Genomic DNA, 17,729 nt, shown 5'->3' on the forward strand with positions numbered 1-17,729 from the left:
AAGTCTTGCAGCCATGAGCCGATTGAAGGCCCGTCCACCATCACCAACCCTTGCGGAACGTGACGACCTTGGCCTCGGACGCCTTGGGGAAATAGGTCAAGCCAGCCTTGTGCATGGTGTCGAACACCGATTGCACGCCCGCCTGACCAATCCATTGCGGGTGTAACTCAATCACGGCGGCGCGCAGTCCGGACCAGTCGGCCGATTCCAGCAACCCGGCCTCTGCGCCCTCGATGTCGCAGACAAGGACGGTGGGTCGAAGCTCTGCCAAGGTTTTGGGCAGGCTGCGCATCTCAACTTTTTCGACAGAGACAATGTTGTCCGGGTCGCTTTCGCGATCCAGCGAGGAGGCGAGGAAATTCTTGCGCACGAAGAAATCCGCAGGCGCGCCGTCTTCGGGGGCCAGCAGGGCATTATGCACCGTGACGTTGGTGACATTGTTCGCTTCGTGGACCGAGCGGATATAGGGGATAAGGCCAGGATTTGCCTCGAACGCATGGACATGTTCGACCAGCTTCTTCGTGGCAATCAGCGTTGATATATACCCGATTCCCGCACCCAGTTCCAACACCACATCGCCTTGCTGCACGACCTTCATCACCGCGTCGCATTCCTTGCGCTCATACAGACCTTCGCGCAATGCGCCGCGCACCCGACCGGTGGTGATTTCGGGATGTTTGGGGATCTTCATGCCGCGTGATCTTAGAAATTGCCGCGGCTGGGTCGGGGCGTCCATGTCAGCTCTCCATATCGAGTGCCAGCGCATAGGCGACACGTTCCGTTTCTGTCAATCGCATGGCCAGCGCCTTGCGGTAAAGCTCTGCAAATTCGGGGTTCGCGTGCAACTCGTCGGCCTTGGCACGGTGCCAGCCCAGCCCGTTTTTGTGCAAGGCGCGCAATCTGTCATCCTCCATCAGCCGGTCATATTCCAGTTGCATACGGGGTATGTTGCGCTTGATGGTCACGTCAGTGAAGTCCGACCAGTCCATCCGGATCCAGTAGTTCAGCCCGATTGACCGGTTGACATGCAGGGCGCGGCCGCGTTGCCGCTTGATCAGGAAACTCTCTGCCGACCGCAGCGCGTAATGGTTCAGTTGCAGCAGATCGTAGCCGATGGATTTGCGCGAGTTGCGCCAGCCGTTCTGGACAACTTCGTCGGTCATGTCGGCACCGGAACCGTTGACCCATCGCACCTTTTCGCGAAACGCCTCGTCCAGCTTGTTCGGCCTGTGGCAAGAGATTTTGGCATAGGCCCCGATATTGCGGAACATTGTCTTGAAGCCCCAGACGGTGTGCGGTTTGGGGCAATATTTCGGCGCGCATCCGTCAAACTGGTCGATCACAAACCGATCTTCCAGCCGTTGAATGCCGTTGTGACCGAACAGCCGCCACGTCATGGCCACGTTGGTGACATCCGGAACGCGCGCCAGAAAGTCCTGCAAGGTGCCATTGTCGCAGCGCACGTTCATAAACTCGTCGACGTCGATATGGATGATCCAGTCGGCCTTGCGGATCAGTGGTTCCTTCAGCGCCTGATTGAGCGCGTATTGCTGCGGGGACTTGCCCCTCCAGCCATCGTTGTTGCGGTGCTGGACCACGCCCATGTCTTGCAGACGGTCTAGAATTTTCGCCGTCCCGTCCTCGCACCCATTGGTATAGATCAGGAAATTGTCGACACCGATGGCGCGGTGATAGGCGATCCATTCGACGATATAGGGTGCCTCGTTCTTCATGCACCCGACGATGACATTGCCGCTTGTTCCTTGGGGCAGGTCGCGCGGGGGCGCTGGCGTATAAGCGGCGGCCAGATCTTCCTCGTTCACAAGGCCCAGACGGTTATGCGGCGCGAGGTACGACCCTTGCAGCTTGGCAAAGTTCTGACGGGCGAGCGGCGGCATGATGGCCTGAGCGACGTCAGTCAGCCCATCAAGCGATTCATCCTGGGCAGGCGCCTCGCCGTTCAGGGCGGCCAGATCGGCGGCGCGGTCCTGCATTTCCTGCTTCGCGGCCTGACGAATCCGGGGACGGAAGGCCAGAAGATATTGCGTCGCACGAAAGCCGAACTGTGGATCGGCTTCTCGCCAGGCTGGTGCAGCGGCGTCAGGCGTCATCGACTGTGGGGTCAAGGCTGGGTGGCGCTTCAGAAGCTCAGCATTGGCAGCGGCGAACCGGTTGGACACGATTGCCAGACTGCCCGGCGCAATGGGCGAGCCTTCGACCTTTAGCTCTCCCAACAGGCGTCGCCAGGTCTGGCGCGGAAGAATCGCATTTTCGTGGTCAAGATACCTCAGCAAGACGTCGTTGAACTGGCGGCCGCGTGTCAGCCATGCCGCAGCGGGTTCTGCTGGCAGGGGTTGCGCCTCATATTTGCCAAAGGCCTTCCTGATGGCAAACGTCTGCGCGACCTCGTCCAGCAACTTGTCAGACCCGACCACAGCGGCATCCAGCGCACGCAAAGATGTCGCGCCTTTGCCAAAGACCGCATCCCATTCCTGCACCAGCCGGGCATAGTCCAGCCAGAACGGCGCAGCCTGTGCGTCGGCGAATAGGCTTGCCTGCGGGTTTGACGCAGGCGCATCGTCCAAGGCTGCCTGCCACCAGTCGGCGAAGCCCGTCAGGCCGATCTCAATGGCGAGAGACCGTCTGCGACCGTCCCAGACCTGTTGGGCATAGCGCCGCGCCAGCATGCGGGACTGCTCTTCGACATGGGCGACAATGCGGATGTCATCAGACAGCGGCGCAAGCATCGCGCGCAGGCGTTCCAGTTCCGAGCGTGACACCAAGGCGGTCCCGAGTTGATGCGCCGACAGAATCAACACCTCCGGGGTGTGCTGATCCACCTCGCGGCGCAGCCCTTCGGCCACCTGTTCGCGCAATTGCGCCTGTTTTTCGGCGGCCCCATAGCCGCGGTTGAACCGAAGACTGTCGATATTTTCAGGATCGGTCACCGCCATGAACAATCGCGTATGATTGTGCGCACCGGGGGTTCGGGCGTAGCGAATGCCTTTTTCGGTCAGTTGGTTGCGCTTTGCATCGAGAATCTTTTGCAGACGCCCAGTCGCTGCCGCATCCAGCCCGATATGCAGGTGAATGCGCATTATACTGCGCCCGGTGACGGCAGTGATGCGTTGACATTGGCCTTGCCCCACCATGGCAGGTCGATGCCCAGAAATGCCCCGATTTGCGCGGGCGCGTCAGTATCCTCGACATGATATTCCAGAAAATCGCGCGCGCCCCGGAAGAGCTGTCGCATATGCGCGTAATGCCCCTCGATCCAGGTGACACGTTGCAACGTGGTTTCCCCGAAGCCCGACGGCAGGCCGGGGATGGCGCCACCCGGCAAGCGCGACATGCCCAGATCGGCCCATCGCAGCATCGAGCCGGACAAGGTGCGCGCGTCGCGTCGCGAACACACGAAGCGCACATCGGGATGACGCTGGCGGATCGCGTCGATGACGCCCCAATCGGTCTGCGGCCACAGGGACAGTGTGGGGGTGATGACACTGATCTCTGTCAGCGCGTCGAAATCGCCCAGAAACTCCAGCGGGTCGCCGGACCGGAAAAGCCCCTCGTAAAGCTGGCGCCCGACAAATGTCCCTGCCAGATGCGGATCGTCTGTCTGGCTGCGGCGGATGCGATGGTCGGCGACGATTAGGCCGGCGGCGCGCAATGCGGTGGCCAGCGTCGTCGTGCCGGATTTCGGCAGACCAAGGTTGATGACGCGCAAACGACTCATGCCGTAATCCCCAACGCGCGCATCAAGGCCAGTTCCTCGGGCGGAATCGTCGGGGCCAGCCGCAACTGCTCATGCATTTTCCGATAGGCCTCTTGTTCCATCAGGGCATCGCGTTTCTCGATATGCAGGCGCACCGCCGCGTCATGCAACGCGCCGATTTCCGGGTCGGCTTTCATCTCGGCCAAAGCCGCGTCCAGATCCGGCAGATAGCGCAGGATCGAGCGGTCCTCCCATGCGCTGTCATTGCGCTCTCGCCAATAGGTGTCGTCGAAATTGCGGTTGTCGCGGTTCACATCGCCCCGGTCATTCTTAACCAGATAGCTGTCCAGCGAACGCAAGGCATAGTGATTGAGTGTTGCGTGCACCCGCGCGCCTGCCGCCGGGAATTTGCGAATGCGGCGCGGATTGGCCGCGACAAGAAACTTGTGCGGCACGGCACGTCCCGATCCATCCGTCCAATGCGGCCGCTTTTCCTCGGCCAGATCGTTGCGAAAGAACGGCCGATGCGCGCCGTAATATTGCAGCGGAAAATCCCTCCGCACCAACGTCTTGACCTCAATGGCAGAGTCCCCGCACCATAGATCCGGATTGTGGCACTGGGAAAACTGCGCGATCACCGGGCGGTCAACGTATCCTTCGACCCCGCCATTGGCGAAAAACTGGAAGGTTGTCGAAATCGCCTGCGGATCGCCGCTGGCCTCGATCAGCGCGGGGATCGTATGGTTGCCCGCATGGATGTTCAGGAACTCATCCACATCCGCGATCCAGGTCCAATCCGCGTCGGACACCACATCCTGCCGCGTGGCGTCTTTCAGCGCCTCCATCTGATAGTTCCGCCCCTTGGCGGGATTGGGCAAGTGCCGCACGATGCCGCGCGCCGCCAAAGCGTCCAGCAGCGCATCTGACCCGTCGCTGCAATCATTGGAATAGAACAGGAAATCCGTGACGCCCAGCAGACGGTTGAAGACGATCCATTCCAACAGGAACGGCCCCTCATTCTTGACGCATGTGACGGCAGTTATGCGCATGTCCGCATTCCCACCCGCAATATGTCCATGATCTGCCCGTCGCCTTGCCCGAAGATTTCACCTTCCGTAGCATGATTTGATTCAGCGAAACATTGCAGCTTGGCGGGGGGCGGTCAAGAAACCTGCCTGTTTCAGCCATGTCGGCAATAGGTTGGCCCGCCCGTCTGCGACCTTGGCGCTATTGACCCCGGCGGCGTGCCATTGCACCCAAGGGGGCAGGAGGACCGTGAATGTCTCAGCCAGATACAATCGATGCCGTGCAGGAAATGCTGGCCAGGCAAGGCTATGTCTGTGGGCGGGCGCTCGCCACGGTAGTGTTTCTGTCGCTGCGCCTGGGTCGGCCACTGTTTCTGGAGGGCGAGGCAGGTGTCGGCAAGACAGAGGTTGCCAAGGCGATCGCCGCCTCACTTGGCCGCCGCCTGATCCGGCTGCAATGCTACGAGGGGCTGGACGCCTCCTCTGCTGTCTATGAATGGAACTTTCCCGCGCAGATGATTGCCATCCGCAGCGCCGAGGCGCAAGGCAACGCCGACAAGGATGTTCTGACCCGTGAACTCTTCGGGCCGGATTTCCTGATCGAACGCCCATTGTTGCAAGCCATGCGCCCCGATGAAAACGGTGCACCTGTGCTATTGATCGACGAACTGGACCGCACCGATGAACCGTTCGAGGCTTTTCTGCTGGAAGCGCTGTCCGACTTTCAGGTGACCATCCCCGAGATCGGCACCATCAAGGCACCCGAACCGCCCATCGTCATCCTGACCTCCAATCGCACGCGCGAGGTGCATGACGCGCTCAAACGCCGCTGTCTCTACCACTGGGTCGACTACCCGACTTTCGACCGCGAGATCGAGATTCTGCATGCCCGCGCCCCCGAAGCTGCCGAAACCCTCAGCCGCGAGATCGTAGCTTTCGTCCAGCGCCTGCGCACCGAGGATCTGTTCAAGAAACCCGGCGTGGCGGAAACCATCGACTGGGCGAAATGCCTGTTGGCGCTGGATGTGATCGACCTTTCCCCAGAGGTCATCAGCGACACGCTGGGCGCGATCCTGAAATACCAGGACGACATCCAGAAACTGCAAGGCTCCGAAGCCAAGCGTCTTCTGGACGAGGCCAAAGCCACGCTGGATCCTGCATGAGCCACGCCTGTCTTCTTCTTGGCAAAAATACTCTCGGGGGGTGCGGGGGGCAGACAGCCCCCCGCTGCACACCATTACCGCAGGCGGATCGCAGGTTCCGGGCAGATGCCTGAATATCTTCCGCTGGACATTCCCGACAACCCGCGGCTTGGCAATAACATCACCCATTTTGCCCGCGCATTGCGCCGTGCCGGGCTGCCGGTCGGACCCGGCCGGGTGATTGATGCTGTTCGCGCAGTAGAGGCTGCGGGCTTTACCAACAAACGCGACTTTTACTGGACGCTGCATGCCTGTTTCGTGAACCGGCCCGAACATCGCATCGTCTTTGCCCAGATCTTCCGGCTGTATTGGCGCGATCCGCGTTACCTCGAACACATGATGTCGATGATGCTGCCTGCCGTGCGCGGCGTGCAAGAGGAAAAGCTTGCCCAATCTGCCGAGAAACGCGCGGCAGAGGCGCTGCTGGACGGCAAACAACCCGACGCGCCCGAAAAGCCAGACTCCGAGAAAGAGGAAACGCAGATCGAGATCGACGCCTCGCAGACCATGTCCGCCGAGGAAAAGCTGCGCACGCTCGATTTCGAACAGATGTCCACCGCCGAGGTTGCAGAGGCCAAGCGCATGCTGGCGCGGCTGAAACTGCCGGTGAAGCCGATCGCCTCGCGCCGCGGGATGGCGTCATTGCATGGCAAGCACACCGACTGGCGGCGCACCATTCGCGCGGCAATGCGCAACGGTGGCGAGATCCGCAGCCTGGCGCACACGAAACCTCGTCCGCGCTGGCCCAACCTTGTGGTGCTGTGCGATATTTCCGGCTCCATGTCGCAATATTCCCGCATGGTTCTGCATTTTCTGCATGCAGTGGCGAATGAGAAAGGCGCGGGCTGGGCAAAGGTCCACGCCTTCACGTTCGGCACGCGGCTGACCAACATCACCCGCCATCTGGCCACCCGCGATGTGGATCAGGCGCTGAAAGCCGCAGGAGCCGAGGCGCAGGACTGGGAAGGTGGCACACGGATCGGTGCCAGTCTGCACGCTTTCAACCGCGACTGGTCGCGCCGGGTGATGGGGCAGGGCGCAGTTGTCCTGCTGATCACTGACGGGCTGGACCGTGACGATGCCGGCGCGCTGGAACGCGAGATGGAGCGGCTGCACCTGTCATCCCGCCGTCTGATCTGGCTCAACCCCTTGTTGCGTTGGGATGGCTTCGCGCCCAAGGCAACCGGCATTCGGGCCATGTTGCCGCACGTCGACAGCTTCCGCGCGGGCCATTCCATTCAGTCGCTGGAAGACTTGGCCAACGCGATTTCGCGCACCGATGATGTTGGCGAGAAAGCCCGCCTGATGGCGCTTCTCGAAGGCTGACCCGGCGGATTTCTGCTGGTGCGGTCGGACCTTCATGCAACCCTATCGCCTGTTTCTGCATTGTCCCATGACGCCTTCACCGGGCAACAGTTGAAAGGACACGCATATGAGACATGGGATTTTCAGATCGACGACGGCGCTGGCAGTCGTGGCCAGCCTTGCAACACCCGCTCCGATTCTCGCGCAAACGCCAGATCTTGCGTCGATGTCTTCCTCTGACATCACGCAAGAAATTATTCGTTGCCGACTGGAGGAAGCGGCGCGGGCCGGACAGGGCGCGACTGAAGATCCGTTTTGTGTGGCCTACGAAGACGGCTCTGTTGCGCAACAGATCGGCGAACAGTTTGCCGAGTTTGACGCCGCTGCGCGCGAAGTGACCGCGCAGCAACTGGGCGCTGACGTGGATGCGCAGCTATTTGCAGACGGCGACGCGGCTTCGGCATCAGCCGAAGACGGTGCCGCAGCCGATCAGGCGCAGACCGAGCAGGCACAGGCTGAGGCGCCCGACGAGGCAGAGTCGCAAGCGCAGGCCGAGACCGACGCAGAACCGCAAGCCGACGCCGAGGCAGCCCCGTCTCCCGAGGCAGAGGAAACGGCAGATGCCGAGCCGACAGCAGAGGCTGTGACGCCGGTGGAGAGCGAGGGTGAGACATCCGCCGAGGGTGCCGAGCCAACTCCAGATGCACCAGCGCAAGACGTGCCGTCAGACGCCGAAAATGCCGCGCAGGATCCGACTTCAGACGCGGCGACTGCCGAAGCAGAGGCCGCAGGTCAGGCGCAGGCGGCCGAGACGCAGCCTGCCGGAGACGAGGCAAGTCAGGCGGACGATCTGGCCAAGGCTCTGGCTGATCAGGAAGCTGCCGGTCAGGCGGCGACCAATGAACAGACAGAAGCCCCGGCCGACGAGGATGGCGGCACCGACGGTAACTCGGATGAACAACCCGCCGGTGATGCGGCAGCTGTGACGGATGATGCCGCGACGGATGCAGACACCTCCGATGCAGCATCTGCCGATCAGACGGCCACTGAAGAGCAGCCGGCGGAAGACCAGGTCACGGAAGAACAGGCGGCTGAAGAGCAGGCCGCGCAAGCCGAAGATCCTGAACCGATGGACAGCCAGCAACAGGCCGACGCCTTGGCCGAAGATCTGGCGCAAGGAACCGAGTCGATGGCCGCCGCTGCCGGGCAGGATGATGGCGAAGCCGAAGTCACCGAAGAGACCGTGACCGAGGAAACCGCCCGCAGTTCTTCCGAAGAGTTTGAAACCGACGTAGCGGGTGATGAAGAGGCGCGCGACGAGGATGATGACGACGATTCGGGGCTGAGCAACTTCGAGCGTGCAGCACTTCTTGGGCTGGGTGCTGTGGCGATCGGCAGTTTGCTGGGTGACGGTGAAAAGGTCGTCAGCAACTCTGGCGACCGGTTGGTGGTCGAGGATCAAGGCCAGTATCGCATCATCAAGAATGACGATGCCCTGCTGCGCCGTCCGGGGTCGGATGTGAAAACCTATCGCTATTCCGACGGCTCAACCCGCAATGTCGTCACGCGCGAAAATGGCGCGACGGTGGAAACCGTCCGTGCCGCTGACGGGCGTGTGCTGCGCCGGACCCGGACGCTTCAGGACGGAACCGAAGTGGTGTTGTTCGATGATACGCAACAAAGCGAGCAGGTCCAAATCAGCGAGTTGCCGCAAGTCACGGAACGTCGCACATTCAATGCCGGAGAGGTGCAGGCCGATGATCTGGCCCGCGCGCTTGCCCAGGCCCAGAACGAGGGCGTGAACCGGACATTTTCGCTGGCGCAGATCCGCAATATCGACGCGGTGCGCGACTTGGTGCCCGAGATCACGGTGAACACCATCAACTTTGAGACCAATTCGGCGGTGATCCGCCCCGATGAGGCCGAGGAGTTGGCAGCACTTGGCAACGCGATGCGCGACATGATCGAGAAGAACCCGCGTGAGGTGTTTCTGATCGAAGGGCATACGGATGCGACCGGTGCGGCGAATTACAACCTCGCCCTGTCAGACAGGCGCGCGGAAACCGTGGCGCTGGCGCTGACAGAATATTTCGACGTGCCGCCCGAGAATATGGTGGTGCAGGGTTACGGCGAATCCGACCTGGTAATCCGCACGGCCGCTGCCGAACGGGCCAACAGGCGTGCCGCCGTCCGCCGGATCACGCCGCTTCTGGCCAGCAACTAAGGGAGCTTCGCCTCGAAGGCACAGTCTTGACAATGCCGCCCCGTGCCACGCGCATGGGGCGGTATTTGCGTTTTATCCCCGCGACCAAGGAAGGGGAGGCGACACCCCGTTTCAGCGTGTTAGAACGGGGCAACGATGGAGGGCGGATCATGGACCGTTTCGACAACATTCCCGAACAGGCGCTTGCCTGGCACCGCGCGGGCGACCGGGCGGCGCTGGCCACGGTGATCGAGACATGGGGCAGCGCGCCCCGCCGCACCGGGGCGCAACTGGCGATCAGCGGCAAGGGAGAGATCGCAGGCTCTGTCTCGGGCGGTTGTGTAGAGGGGGCCGTGGTCGTCGAGGCGCTGGAGGCGCTGGAGGATGGCACCCCGCGAGAACTGGAATTCGGCGTCAGCGATGATGATGCCTTTGCGGTGGGGCTGGCCTGTGGTGGCACCATCCGCGTGCTGGTGGAACCGGTCGGCGGGGCGCTGAGCGAAGCCTTGCTGGCAGAACTGGCGCAAGCGCGCGCCGACCGACGCGCGATCTGCTATGTGGCCGATCTTGAAACCGGCAGCCGGTCGTTGATGGCAACCGGCCATGACGAGCGTCTGCGGATGGATCGCTCTGGCTTTGACGACACTGCACCGCGCGTTTTCATTGGCGTTCACAACCCACCTCTGCGGCTGATCGTCGTGGGGGCGGTGCATATTGCGCAAGCCTTGGTGCCGATGGCGCGTCTGGCGGGTTATGATCCGGTGGTGATCGACCCAAGAGAAACGTTTGCCTCACAGTCCCGCTTTCCCGAGACCACGCTGATGCATGACTGGCCTGACGAGGCGGTGCAGGCATTGGGTCTGGATGCCCGCACGGCGCTGGTGCTGTTGACGCATGATCCAAAGCTGGACGATCCTGCGATCGAGCAAGGACTGCGCGGCAATTGCTTCTATATAGGTGCGTTGGGTTCGACCCGGACCCATGCCAAGCGCGTGGCGCGGCTGGAGGCGGCCGGGTTCAGCGCAGAAAAAATCGCGCGCATCCACGGACCCATAGGTCTGGATATCGGCGCGGCAGGGCCGGCCGAGATTGCTGTGGCGACGCTTGCGCAGATGACCCGCGTGTTGAGGAGAGGCGCATGAAATTCGGTCCCGTTTCTCTGGATCAGGCGGCGGGCACGGTGCTGGCGCACTCGATCGCCTTGCCTGACGGTCGGCTGCGCAAGGGAAAGCTGCTGGATGCCGACGACCTTGCCGCGCTGAAGGACGCCGGGCTGCAAGAGGTCACGGTGGCGCGATTGGAACCCGGCGATCTGCCCGAAGACGAGGCCGCCGCGCAGATTGCCGCCGCCCTTGCACCGGACCCGGCAGGGGCCGGACTGCGCTTGGGACCGGCGGCCACGGGGCGTGTCAATCTGCACGCGCTTGGCGCGGGCGTGCTGGAGGTGGACGCCGCGCGTATCAACGCTGCGAACGCGATCCACCCGATGATAACGGTTGCCACCCTTCCCGAATGGAAACGGGTCGTGGACGGAACAATGATCGCAACGGTCAAGATCATCTCCTATGCGGTGCCGCAATCGGCAGTGGACGAGGCCTGTGCCGTCGGCCGCGATGCGCTGCGCGTGCACGTCCCTGTCGAAAAGACGGCGGCGCTGATTCAAACCGGCCTGGGAAAACTCAGCGGCGCGAAGGGCGAAAAGGCGCTGCGCACCCGGCTTGACCGGCTTGGTGTCGAGCTTGCCGACAGTCGTGACTGTGCGCATGACATTGACGCATTGACGGCGCAACTGGACGCGACCGATGCTGAGGTTATCTTCATTCTGACCGGCTCTGCGACCTCGGACATGTATGACATCGCACCCGAAGCCGTGCGGCGGGCAGGCGGCACGGTCAGCCATTTCGGAATGCCCGTTGATCCGGGGAATCTGTTGTTTTACGGCTCGCTTGATCAGCGCCCTGTCATCGGGTTGCCCGGCTGCGCCCGTTCGCCCGCATTGAACGGAGCGGATTGGGTGATGGAGCGTATCCTCTGTGGCATCCCTGTCACCCCCGCCGATATCGCGGGCATGGGCGTTGGCGGCTTGCTGATGGAAATTCCCACACGCCCACGCCCGCGCGAGGGCTGAGCCGAACGCCGATCCTGCGACAGGTTCCTCGTGCGGAGAAACAATCCGTAAAACGAAAAAGCGGCCCCGAAGGGCCGCCTGTCGGAAAATCAGGGAAAACCCGGATTTATTTGGTAAGCGGGCCGATCATCATGATCATCTGACGACCTTCCATCTTGGGCATGTTTTCGACCTTGCCGACTTCCTTGGCGTCCTCGGCAATCCGCTCCAGCAGTCCGCGACCAAGATTCTGGTGCGCCATTTCACGGCCCCGGAAACGCAGAGTCACCTTCACCTTGTCGCCACCTTCCAGAAACCGGAACACGTTGCGCATCTTGACGTCATAGTCATGCGTATCGGTGTTGGGGCGGAATTTCACCTCCTTCACATCGATCGTCTTCTGTTTCTTGCGTGCCTCGGATTCGCGTTTCTGCTGTTCATATTTGAACTTGCCGAAATCCATGATCTTGCATACGGGCGGATTGGCATTCGGCGAAATCTCGACAAGATCAAGACCGACATCGGCTGCCATTTCCATTGCGCGGGCGGGGGTTACCACGCCGACATTTTCGCCTTCGGCACCGATCAGGCGGATTTCAGGGGCGCGAATCCGTTCGTTCACCTTGGGTCCGGTTTCGCGTGTCGGTGGCGCATTATGAGGTCTGCGGGCTATGGTCGTTGTCCTTTCGGTAGGTTGCGTGCTCGAATGCGCAAGGTAAACTTGGCGCCTTGCGTATTCAAGCGGCAAATCAGGGGTTTTAGGGTTAAAGTTGGGGATTTACCCCTTGCGAACTACATGGCTGTGGGGGACACCTGCACGAGAAATCGGACCCCGGCAAGCAGGGGTCAGAGGAACCAGGAGAGATTTTGCCATGAGAAACTTGATTTGGGTCGTGGTGGCCGCTGTCATTGTCGTCGCCGGATACCTTTGGTTCAACGGCACACAGCAGCCGGAGCAGGCCGAGATTGCCGAGCAGACAGAAACCGTCGCGGCACCCGAACCGCTGGATGCAGAAGTTGGCGAAGCGGCCGAAGAAACCGGCGACGCGATTGAAGCAGCCGTTGACGAGGGCGCTGATGCGATCACCGAAGGCGCAGAAACCGCCGCTGAAGAAGTGGCCGATGCTGTCGATGGGGCGGCTGCCGCGGTAGGCAGCGCCGTCGAGAATGCGGGCGAACTGGCAAGTGACGCCGTCGAAGCCGCTGGCGGAACCGCAGAAGAGGCCGCCGAGGCTGCCGAAAATGTTGCCGCTGCTGCCGGAGAAGCCGCTTCAGGTGCCGCCGATGCTGTTGGGGAGGCCGTGAATGATGCCGCCGCCATGGCTGAGGGCGCGGGCGAAGCTGCCGCCGGTGTCGCTGAGGACGCAGCAGACGTTGTCGAGTCTGCCGTTGGCGAAGCGATGGACGCGGCCAGCGATGCGACCACAGCTGCCGGAGAGGCCGTTGACGATGCTGCGGCGTCAGTCGCCGACACGGCAACCGCTGCGGCGGACAATGTTGGCGAAGCGGTTGAAGAAACCACGCAAGGCGCGTCCGATGCGACATCCTCTGCCGAGGTCGCCGACCCCGAGGCAGCCGAAGAGCTGTTGACCGTGGATGGCTTCGACTACGACAAAGTGCTCCAGATGCTCGACGACTCTGACCTGGGGGCGCTTGAGAAAGGTGCGCTGAAAACTGGCCTGGGGCAGGTGAAGGACGATCCTGCCATGCTCAAGGATATGTTGGCAAAACTGCGTGAAGCGCTGAACCTCTAAGTCAATCTGAACAGATCCCATGACGGGCCGTGCGAATGGAAACGCGCGGCCCGTTTGCTTGCAGGGCTGTCTGGCACCGCTCACCGCTGCGAAAAACATGAAAACACCCGCAAGACGGGCTGTCCTGCGGGCGTTGCTTGGATTCGATGTCCTTGGCCTGACGCCTGTGGCTGAAAAAGCGCGCTATTCACGCGTCACGCTACACAAAAGAGCTTGCCGTTCTAGCCGACAAACGCCTTTTCAACCACATACTCGGCAGGATCGGAATTGGCACCTTCGCGCAGGCCGAAGCTTTCAAGGATGTCTTTGAGATCCTTGTTCAACCCGATTGACCCGCAGACCATCGCGCGGTCATCCTTGGCCGACATGCCCTCGATCCCGAGATCGCGGAACAGCGTGCCATCCTTCAGCAGGTCGGTCACGCGGCCCATTCTGGGGCTTTGTTCGCGGGTGGTGGTCGGATAGTAGACCAGCTTGTCGGCAAAGCCTTCGCCCATCAGTTCAGCCAGCAATGCGTCGTTGCGCACGTCTTCAACCAGTTTGCGGCCGTATTCCAGCTCTGCCACGTCGCGGCAGGTGTGGGTCAGGATGATCTGGTCGTAATCCTCATAGGTCTGCGGTTCGCGGATAAGGGACGCGAAAGGGGCAAGGCCGGTACCGGTGGCAAAGAACCAAAGGCGTTTGCCGGGCAGCAGCGCGTCATGCACCAGCGTGCCGACGGGCTTGGGCCGCAGGATGATCTGATCGCCGGGCTTGATATGTTGCAGACGCGAAGTCAACGGGCCGTCCTGCACCTTGATCGAATAGAACTCCAACTCTTCATCCCAGGCGGGCGAGGCGATGGAATAGGCGCGCAGCAACGGTTTCTGCTTGCCGGTCCTGGGGTCCGGGTCGTTCATCAGGCCGATCATCACGAACTCGCCCGAACGGAACCGCAGCGATGCAGGACGCGTCACGCGGAACGAGAACAGACGGTCGGTCCAGTGTTTCACGTCTGTGACGGTCTGGGCGTCGGGAAGGGTCGGGGTGGCCTTGACGGCGCTGGTTTGGTTCACGGGCTTCAACTCGGTCATGTGTTTCCTGTCCGGTCGATCAACCGGTATCTCCTATTAAGCGTTGATGCATGTCAGAGCAACGGCGGCGAATGGTCTCAAACGTCCGTGTTGCCGAAACGCGGTGCGACGGGCTGCTATCCACGCAGCCGCGACTGATAATCGTTCTGCGTCCAGCCGGCCCGGAACTGCCATTGGCTGGCGGGTTGGCGGGTGGCCAGATCATCGCTGATCTCGATCTCGTCAAAACCCGAGCGGCGGGCCATCGTATACTGATCGGCGATCACATGACCACGGGCGCGCAGACGGCCCTTGTAGCCGCGAAGCCGCAACAGACGCGCCAATGTAAAGCCGCGCCCGTCGGCAAAGCTGGGAAAGTCGATGCGTATCATGCGCAGCGTTGCCAGCTTGTCCACCGCGCTGTCGATGTCGGCATCGCTGGGCAGGTCCAGCGCCACCACGTCATTGGCGGCATCGGCCATCTCTGTATAGCCGCAGGTCCAGTCGTCTTTGGCAAAACCTGTATCAGTGACGATCACGCTCATGCTGTCTCTCCTTTTTGCACCATCCGGCCATCGACCAGGTGGATGCCACATTCTGTCTTGTGCTGTCCGCGCCACCGTCCGGCGCGCGGATCTTCGCCCGGTGCCACCTTGCTGGTGCAGGGGGCGCAGCCGATAGACGGGTAGCCCTGCGCCACCAGCGGGTGCCGGGGCAGGCGGTTTTCTTCCATATAGGCGCGCACGTCGTCAGGTGCCCAATGCGCCAGCGGATTGACCTTGACCCGGCCCGTGTCTTCCTCGGCCTCGAAGAAATCCATCGCCGCGCGGGTGCCGGACTGGAACCGCTTGCGTCCGGTGATCCAACCGTCAAATCCGGACAGCGCGCGGTTCAGTGGCACGGTCTTGCGCAGATCGCAGCAGGCATCCGTATCGCTGAACCGCAATGCGCCATAAGGGTCGCGCTGCGCCAGATCTTCGTCGCTGGCGCGAATGATGCGCACATCGGTCAGACCCAACCGCTCGCTCAGCTCTTGCTGATAGACCAGCGTCTCGGCAAACAGCAACTGCGTGTCAATGAACAACACGGGCGTGCTGCGGTCCGTCACCGCAAGCAAATGCAGCAGCACCACCGATTCCGCACCAAAGCTGGACACCAGCGCAAGGTCGCCCGCCAACGGGTCATCCAGCGCCGCGCGCAGAACAGTTGTCGCCCCGTGATGCCGGTAGCGCATGTTCAGTTCAGCGACGCGGGCGCGCAGATCCGTCAGCGATTCCCGCTCGGGGGCGTGCGCGCCCGCGTGAACGGGTGTATCACGCGGCATTTGCCCGGCTTTCCTGTTTCTCGGGGTAAAGCGCGGCCTTGAACGGATCGGCACCAAGGCGGCGATAGGCGTCAAGGAAGGTTTCGGACCGGTCGTCGCGCAGGTCGAGATAGGCATGGATCAGACGTTCGATGGCCGGAATAACCTCGTCGGCGGCAAAGCCACGGCCCGTGCGGTCGCCCAAGGCCGCGGTTTCCGTGTGGTCTCCGCCCAGCGTGATCTGGTAGTTTTCTACGCCTGCACGGTCGAGGCCCAGAATGCCGATATGGCCGACATGATGATGCCCGCAGGCGTTGATGCAGCCCGAGATCTTGATCTTGAGCGCGCCGATGTCATGCTCCAGCTTCAATTCGTCAAAGCGTGTCGCGATCTCTTGCGCGATCGGGATGGAACGCGCCGTGGCCAGCGTGCAGTAATCCATGCCGGGGCAGGCGATGATGTCCGAGATCAACCCGATATTGGCGGTCGCCAGCCGCTGCGCTTTCAATTCGGCATGAATCGCGGGCAGGTCGGATTTGTGGACATGCGGCAGGATCACGTTCTGCTCATGGCTGATACGCAATTCGTCATGGCCGTAGCGCTCTGCCAGATCAGCCAGAAGCCGCATCTGTTCGGTGCTGGCATCGCCCGGTGTTTCGCCCTGCTTTTTCAGGCTGACCTGCACGATGGCGTAGCCTTCGGCCCTGTGCGCGGCGAGGTTCGTGTCGGCCCAGCTACGGAACACCGGGTCATTCGCATAGGCGGCGTCATAGAGATCGGTTGGGCCCACACGAAATTCGGGCGGCGCGAATTGTGCCTCGATACCGGCGAGGATGTCCTGATCAACGCCGTTGAAAGCGGGTTTCAGCGTCTCGAAACGCTCTTCGACCCGGGCGCGAATGTCGTCGATGCCATGCTCGTGCACGGTGATCTTGATGCGCGACTTGAACTTGTTGTCGCGGCGGCCCAGCAGGTTCCAGACGCTGACGATCGCCTCCAGATAGGGCAGCAGATCGGCGCGGGGCAGAAAATCACGCACCACCTTGCCGATCATCGGCGTGCGGCCGAGACCACCCCCCACGATCACCTCAAAGCCCGGCTCGCCGTTCTGCTCGACCATGCGAAGACCGATGTCATGCGCTTTGGTGACGGCGCGATCATTCGGGGATCCGGTGATGGCGATCTTGAACTTGCGGGGCAGGAACTGGAATTCCGGATGGTCGGTGGACCATTGCCGGATCAGCTCTGCCACGGGGCGGGGATCGGCGATCTCGTCGGCCGCGGCACCTGCAAAATGGTCCGCAGTCACGTTGCGGATAGTGTTGCCGGAGGTCTGGATCGCATGCAACTGCACTTTGGCCAGCGCGTCCAGAATATCGGGCACGTCCGACAGCTTTGGCCAGTTGAACTGCATGTTCTGGCGCGTGGTGAAGTGGCCGTAGCCACGATCCCATTTCTGCGCCACATATGCCAACTGTCGCAGCTGTGTGCTACTGAGCGTGCCATAGGGGATCGCCACGCGCAGCATGTAGGCGTGCAATTGCAGATACAGCCCGTTCATCAGGCGCAGCGGGCGGAATTCATCCTCGGTCAGGCTGCCGTCGATGCGGCGCTCGACCTGCTGACGGAACTGGCTGTTGCGGGACGCCACAAATGCGGCGTCGAAATCGGAATATTGATACATGGTGTCATCCTTTCGGGTGAGCGCCGTCAAACCTTCGTTCAGAAGATCCGGAAAAGCCTGTTCTCAGGCCTGTTCGCGTTCAGCGCTGTGCCTGCTTGCCGTGGAAATAGTTGGAGGGGCCGGTGCGCCTGAAATCCTCACGGAAATGGGTGGGCTCCGGTCCGGTCTTGCCGGGTTTGACATCCGCAAGATACGCGCCCACCGCCTCGTCCTGGCGGCTGTCGGCCTCCAGCAGGCGCAATTGCGCATGTGCTTCGTCGGTCAGGATCTCGGCTGACGAAAGATCGCGGGTCCAGCTGTCATTGGCGGTCAGGTAAATGACGTCGCCTTCGATCAATGCGTTGGCTGTGACGACCTTTGGGGTGTAGATGCGGGGCAT

General features: G+C 61.8%; 16 protein-coding genes. 6 read left to right on the plus strand and 10 right to left on the minus strand.

The window, feature by feature from the left end; translation table 11 throughout:
- Positions 1-40: 40 nt before the first annotated feature.
- The 4 genes from ACN0WV_RS10245 to ACN0WV_RS10260 are packed head-to-tail and all read right to left on the minus strand — an operon-like array spanning position 41 to position 4,764.
- The gene (locus ACN0WV_RS10245; protein ID WP_417605514.1) at positions 41-736 is read right to left on the minus strand and encodes an FkbM family methyltransferase; all 696 of its coding nucleotides are present in this window, start codon (positions 734-736) and stop codon (positions 41-43) included.
- Position 737: 1 nt separating this feature from the next.
- Entirely contained in the window at positions 738-3,098 is a 2,361-nt protein-coding gene (locus ACN0WV_RS10250) for a glycosyltransferase family 2 protein (RefSeq protein WP_417605515.1), read from the minus strand.
- Positions 3,098-3,736 (minus strand): sulfotransferase family protein, encoded by a 639-nt coding sequence (locus tag ACN0WV_RS10255; RefSeq protein WP_417605517.1) that lies wholly within the window; start codon positions 3,734-3,736, stop codon positions 3,098-3,100. Before ACN0WV_RS10255 ends, ACN0WV_RS10250 begins: the two co-directional genes overlap by 1 nt.
- Positions 3,733-4,764: a glycosyltransferase family 2 protein gene (locus ACN0WV_RS10260; protein WP_417605519.1), complete on the minus strand. Its 1,032-nt coding sequence runs from the start codon at positions 4,762-4,764 to the stop codon at positions 3,733-3,735. Before ACN0WV_RS10260 ends, ACN0WV_RS10255 begins: the two co-directional genes overlap by 4 nt.
- A 230-nt stretch (positions 4,765-4,994) precedes the next feature.
- On the opposite strand from ACN0WV_RS10260, the gene ACN0WV_RS10265 reads away from it, so the two are divergent.
- The 5 genes from ACN0WV_RS10265 (at position 4,995) to ACN0WV_RS10285 (ending at position 11,578) form a co-directional block, all read left to right on the plus strand.
- On the plus strand, positions 4,995-5,903 hold the full coding sequence (locus ACN0WV_RS10265; protein WP_417605521.1) for an AAA family ATPase: 909 nt from the start codon (positions 4,995-4,997) through the stop codon (positions 5,901-5,903).
- A 105-nt stretch (positions 5,904-6,008) separates the two neighbouring features.
- Positions 6,009-7,268 (plus strand): vWA domain-containing protein, encoded by a 1,260-nt coding sequence (locus ACN0WV_RS10270; RefSeq protein ID WP_417605523.1) that lies wholly within the window; start codon positions 6,009-6,011, stop codon positions 7,266-7,268.
- A 106-nt stretch (positions 7,269-7,374) separates the two neighbouring features.
- Positions 7,375-9,471, plus strand: a complete 2,097-nt coding sequence (locus tag ACN0WV_RS10275; protein ID WP_417605525.1) for an OmpA family protein — start codon at positions 7,375-7,377, stop codon at positions 9,469-9,471.
- 149 nt (positions 9,472-9,620) lie between these two features.
- Positions 9,621-10,592: an XdhC family protein gene (locus tag ACN0WV_RS10280; protein ID WP_417605526.1), complete on the plus strand. Its 972-nt coding sequence runs from the start codon at positions 9,621-9,623 to the stop codon at positions 10,590-10,592.
- A complete protein-coding gene (locus ACN0WV_RS10285) occupies positions 10,589-11,578 on the plus strand; it encodes a molybdopterin-binding protein (protein WP_417605528.1) in 990 nt (329 codons plus the stop codon). The genes ACN0WV_RS10280 and ACN0WV_RS10285 overlap by 4 nt, the downstream gene beginning before the upstream one ends.
- A 106-nt stretch (positions 11,579-11,684) precedes the next feature.
- Here the strand turns inward: ACN0WV_RS10285 and infC are convergent, their stop codons facing one another.
- On the minus strand, positions 11,685-12,179 hold the full coding sequence (infC, locus tag ACN0WV_RS10290; protein WP_235866644.1) for a translation initiation factor IF-3: 495 nt from the start codon (positions 12,177-12,179) through the stop codon (positions 11,685-11,687).
- 250 nt (positions 12,180-12,429) lie between these two features.
- Between infC and ACN0WV_RS10295 the strand changes: the two genes are divergently transcribed.
- Positions 12,430-13,311 (plus strand): hypothetical protein, encoded by an 882-nt coding sequence (locus ACN0WV_RS10295; RefSeq protein ID WP_417605529.1) that lies wholly within the window; start codon positions 12,430-12,432, stop codon positions 13,309-13,311.
- 221 nt (positions 13,312-13,532) lie between these two features.
- Here the strand turns inward: ACN0WV_RS10295 and ACN0WV_RS10300 are convergent, their stop codons facing one another.
- From ACN0WV_RS10300 to ACN0WV_RS10320, 5 genes are all read right to left on the minus strand, one after another.
- On the minus strand, positions 13,533-14,384 hold the full coding sequence (locus tag ACN0WV_RS10300) for a ferredoxin--NADP reductase (RefSeq protein ID WP_417605531.1): 852 nt from the start codon (positions 14,382-14,384) through the stop codon (positions 13,533-13,535).
- Between the two features lie 116 nt (positions 14,385-14,500).
- On the minus strand, positions 14,501-14,908 hold the full coding sequence (locus ACN0WV_RS10305; RefSeq protein WP_084353773.1) for a DUF934 domain-containing protein: 408 nt from the start codon (positions 14,906-14,908) through the stop codon (positions 14,501-14,503).
- A complete protein-coding gene (locus tag ACN0WV_RS10310) occupies positions 14,905-15,687 on the minus strand; it encodes a phosphoadenylyl-sulfate reductase (protein ID WP_417605532.1) in 783 nt (260 codons plus the stop codon). The genes ACN0WV_RS10305 and ACN0WV_RS10310 overlap by 4 nt, the downstream gene beginning before the upstream one ends.
- Entirely contained in the window at positions 15,677-17,350 is a 1,674-nt protein-coding gene (locus ACN0WV_RS10315; RefSeq protein ID WP_417605534.1) for a nitrite/sulfite reductase, read from the minus strand. Before ACN0WV_RS10315 ends, ACN0WV_RS10310 begins: the two co-directional genes overlap by 11 nt.
- Positions 17,351-17,429: 79 nt before the next feature.
- The gene (locus ACN0WV_RS10320; protein WP_084353770.1) at positions 17,430-17,729 is read right to left on the minus strand and encodes a DUF2849 domain-containing protein; all 300 of its coding nucleotides are present in this window, start codon (positions 17,727-17,729) and stop codon (positions 17,430-17,432) included.

Origin of the sequence: Primorskyibacter flagellatus (genome assembly GCF_048268605.1) — a bacterium.
Lineage (GTDB): Bacteria > Pseudomonadota > Alphaproteobacteria > Rhodobacterales > Rhodobacteraceae > Primorskyibacter > Primorskyibacter flagellatus.

What these genes read in the sequence shown, in the direction of transcription:
- ACN0WV_RS10245 (WP_417605514.1), bottom strand. Translation starts at nt 736, where the DNA reads ATGGACGCCCCGACCCAGCCGCGGCAATTTCTAAGATCACGCGGCATG.
- ACN0WV_RS10250 (WP_417605515.1), bottom strand. Translation starts at nt 3,098, where the DNA reads ATGCGCATTCACCTGCATATCGGGCTGGATGCGGCAGCGACTGGGCGT.
- ACN0WV_RS10255 (WP_417605517.1), bottom strand. Translation starts at nt 3,736, where the DNA reads ATGAGTCGTTTGCGCGTCATCAACCTTGGTCTGCCGAAATCCGGCACG.
- ACN0WV_RS10260 (WP_417605519.1), bottom strand. Translation starts at nt 4,764, where the DNA reads ATGCGCATAACTGCCGTCACATGCGTCAAGAATGAGGGGCCGTTCCTG.
- ACN0WV_RS10265 (WP_417605521.1), top strand. Translation starts at nt 4,995, where the DNA reads ATGTCTCAGCCAGATACAATCGATGCCGTGCAGGAAATGCTGGCCAGG.
- ACN0WV_RS10270 (WP_417605523.1), top strand. Translation starts at nt 6,009, where the DNA reads ATGCCTGAATATCTTCCGCTGGACATTCCCGACAACCCGCGGCTTGGC.
- ACN0WV_RS10275 (WP_417605525.1), top strand. Translation starts at nt 7,375, where the DNA reads ATGAGACATGGGATTTTCAGATCGACGACGGCGCTGGCAGTCGTGGCC.
- ACN0WV_RS10280 (WP_417605526.1), top strand. Translation starts at nt 9,621, where the DNA reads ATGGACCGTTTCGACAACATTCCCGAACAGGCGCTTGCCTGGCACCGC.
- ACN0WV_RS10285 (WP_417605528.1), top strand. Translation starts at nt 10,589, where the DNA reads ATGAAATTCGGTCCCGTTTCTCTGGATCAGGCGGCGGGCACGGTGCTG.
- ACN0WV_RS10295 (WP_417605529.1), top strand. Translation starts at nt 12,430, where the DNA reads ATGAGAAACTTGATTTGGGTCGTGGTGGCCGCTGTCATTGTCGTCGCC.
- ACN0WV_RS10300 (WP_417605531.1), bottom strand. Translation starts at nt 14,384, where the DNA reads ATGACCGAGTTGAAGCCCGTGAACCAAACCAGCGCCGTCAAGGCCACC.
- ACN0WV_RS10305 (WP_084353773.1), bottom strand. Translation starts at nt 14,908, where the DNA reads ATGAGCGTGATCGTCACTGATACAGGTTTTGCCAAAGACGACTGGACC.
- ACN0WV_RS10310 (WP_417605532.1), bottom strand. Translation starts at nt 15,687, where the DNA reads ATGCCGCGTGATACACCCGTTCACGCGGGCGCGCACGCCCCCGAGCGG.
- ACN0WV_RS10315 (WP_417605534.1), bottom strand. Translation starts at nt 17,350, where the DNA reads ATGTATCAATATTCCGATTTCGACGCCGCATTTGTGGCGTCCCGCAAC.
- ACN0WV_RS10320 (WP_084353770.1), bottom strand. Translation starts at nt 17,729, where the DNA reads ATGCCCCGCATCTACACCCCAAAGGTCGTCACAGCCAACGCATTGATC.